Consider the following 2,151-nt stretch of genomic DNA (forward strand, 5'->3'; position numbering starts at 1 on the left):
CTCTCTCTCCTTACATATAATCCTGATTTCTCGGCTCTAAGCTTAAAGTCGTAGTCCTTCAATAATTCTTTGTTCTGAAGTTCATCCGGGTCATTCTTAGCCATAAATTTCAGCTCTAAGAAAATAGACTCTCCTTGCTCGGTTAAAGGATTAATCTGATAATGCACTTTATAAATATCCCGAAAACTGTGTACATCCCCCGTGGAAGCGATCGTATAAAGACTTGCCRTCAGCATGATAAATAGCAAACTTATAACGAACATACCGGTAAAAGATAATAATAGCTTAATACGAATCGACATAATCTCACCCTTATACAAGCCAGTTTAGTTAGTCCAAATATTAGCACATGTTGGTACCATGATTAAATAGTACTTCCGCATTTGGAAATATGTTGTAAACTAAAGACATCAACATATTATCATTTCGGGAGGCTTTCTAATGGAAACTAGTCATGTTCGCAAGCCAGCTAACTTTTATCGTCGTCGCAATACCCCTACTTATACCTTTATGGCCTGGGCGGCCTTTATTATCGCTTGCGGATTTGAGTTTATCGGGATTTACACACTTGAGCAGCCTATGTCCGTTCAAGGCTATTATGCGGTAACTGGAGTTCTTCTGATCATAACGTCCTTCCTCCTGCAAAAGGTAGCAAGGGACAACGATGAAGACAAATTTCTGAAGGATTACAATCCAAGCTATCGAGCTAGAAACACCGCTGCTTTCTCCTTCATGGCATGGGCAGGCTTTATTATCGCGATCCTCGCTCAATATATCGGTATTTACACACTCGAAGAGCCCTTATATGTGAAAGGCTATTATGCAATTGCTGGCGCCTTTCTGATTGTCGCTTGTCTCGTTCTACAAAAGACGATTCGTGATAATGAAGAAGATAAATTACACATGAACACGAATGAAGAAATAGATGCCTAACTGAAACGCACTCAAAAACCTTTCGCTCTTACAAAAGAGCGGGAGGTTTTTTTTGTTAAATGTATCTATCTAGAGCTTTAGGTTATCCTAAAAATGCCATTTCCTTTTCAACCAGAAAAACCACTAATTACGAAGGATAGGATGATTATCGATGTTTTCATTACTAAAGCTATTGATGAGAGGTAACAATTCCAAATATCGAAAAACAATCAACAAACCAGCTTCCGTTGATGCTGTTCCTATTAAAGATGATTTATCGGCTAACATCAAACACCTTCAACAAATTTTCAATCTAGCTCCCGATTTTTTTATTCGGAAGTTTCAAAAGGATCAGCAGGAAGCTTCTGCAGCACTTGCTTATATAAACGGTATGGTTGATATGACCTCTATTGACAATAATATTTTGCAGGAATTAATCCATAATGCTCCCGATAAGCAGTTTGAAGTGAACGAAGCGGTGAGTGTCGGGGACTTTCGTGTGGTATTGGACTTGAATCTGGTTGAAAATGCAATACTCCTTGGAGATAGTGTACTTTTTGTCGATGGCCAACCGAAAGCTTACATCTTTGATACGAAAGGATGGCCGCAGAGGTCGATTGAAGACACTAAAGTTGAAGCATCCCTTCGAGGGGCACATGTGGGCTTCGTGGAAACCGGTGGCCAAAATATTGCATTAATTCGCAGGTATATACCACACCGTGAATTGAAAATTAAGGAGCAAATCGTTGGGGAACGCGGTAAAACTAAGGTTTCGATCCTATATTTAGATGACGTGGCCAATAAGGATGTACTCAAGGAACTAGAAACACGAATTAAACAGATTGATGTAGATGCCATCTGTAATACAGGGGAGTTAGTTGAATTCATCGAGGATAATCCCTACTCGCCTTTTCCACAATTTATATTGACTGAAAGACCTGACAGTGCAGCTTCCCATATCCTTCAAGGAAGGTTCGCTGTCGTTGTGGATAAGTCTCCAACTGTGCTGATTGCTCCGACAATCTTTGTATCCTTTTTTCAAAGCGTGGACGATTACAGCAGCAGATGGCTGATCGCTTCTTTTATTCGGCTCCTGCGGTTTTTAGCCTTATTTATTGCTTTGTTTCTTCCAGCTGCATATATTGCGCTTATTTCTTTCAATTACGAAGTTATCCCTTTACAGCTCATTTTGTCGATTGCGGAGACGAGAACCCGCGTTCCGTTCCATCCGATTATGGA

At 40.1% G+C, this 2,151-nt stretch carries 2 protein-coding genes and 2 pseudogenes; 3 read left to right on the top strand and 1 reads right to left on the bottom strand.

Going from position 1 to position 2,151, the window contains the following annotated elements:
• Nucleotides 1-302: pseudogene (locus AC1DWN_RS32760) on the bottom strand (two-component sensor histidine kinase); the annotation flags it as partial.
• 208 nt (nt 303-510) lie between these two features.
• On the opposite strand from AC1DWN_RS32760, the pseudogene AC1DWN_RS32765 reads away from it, so the two are divergent.
• The 3 genes and pseudogenes from AC1DWN_RS32765 to AC1DWN_RS32775 form a co-directional block, all read left to right on the top strand.
• Nucleotides 511-648 (top strand): annotated as a pseudogene (locus tag AC1DWN_RS32765) (YiaA/YiaB family inner membrane protein); the annotation flags it as partial.
• A gap of 84 nt (nt 649-732) precedes the next feature.
• Complete coding sequence (locus AC1DWN_RS32770) at nt 733-933, top strand: YiaA/YiaB family inner membrane protein (protein WP_477563019.1); 201 nt, start codon at nt 733-735, stop codon at nt 931-933.
• A 151-nt stretch (nt 934-1,084) separates the two neighbouring features.
• Nucleotides 1,085-2,151, top strand: a 1,067-nt coding sequence (locus AC1DWN_RS32775; protein ID WP_477563018.1) for a spore germination protein, incomplete at its 3' end; no start/stop codon positions are given.

It is taken from the genome of Paenibacillus sp. P4_A7 (assembly GCF_056402455.1).

Excerpts from the sequence above, each read along its gene's own strand:
- AC1DWN_RS32770 (WP_477563019.1), top strand. The coding sequence starts at position 733 with ATGGCATGGGCAGGCTTTATTATCGCGATCCTCGCTCAATATATCGGT.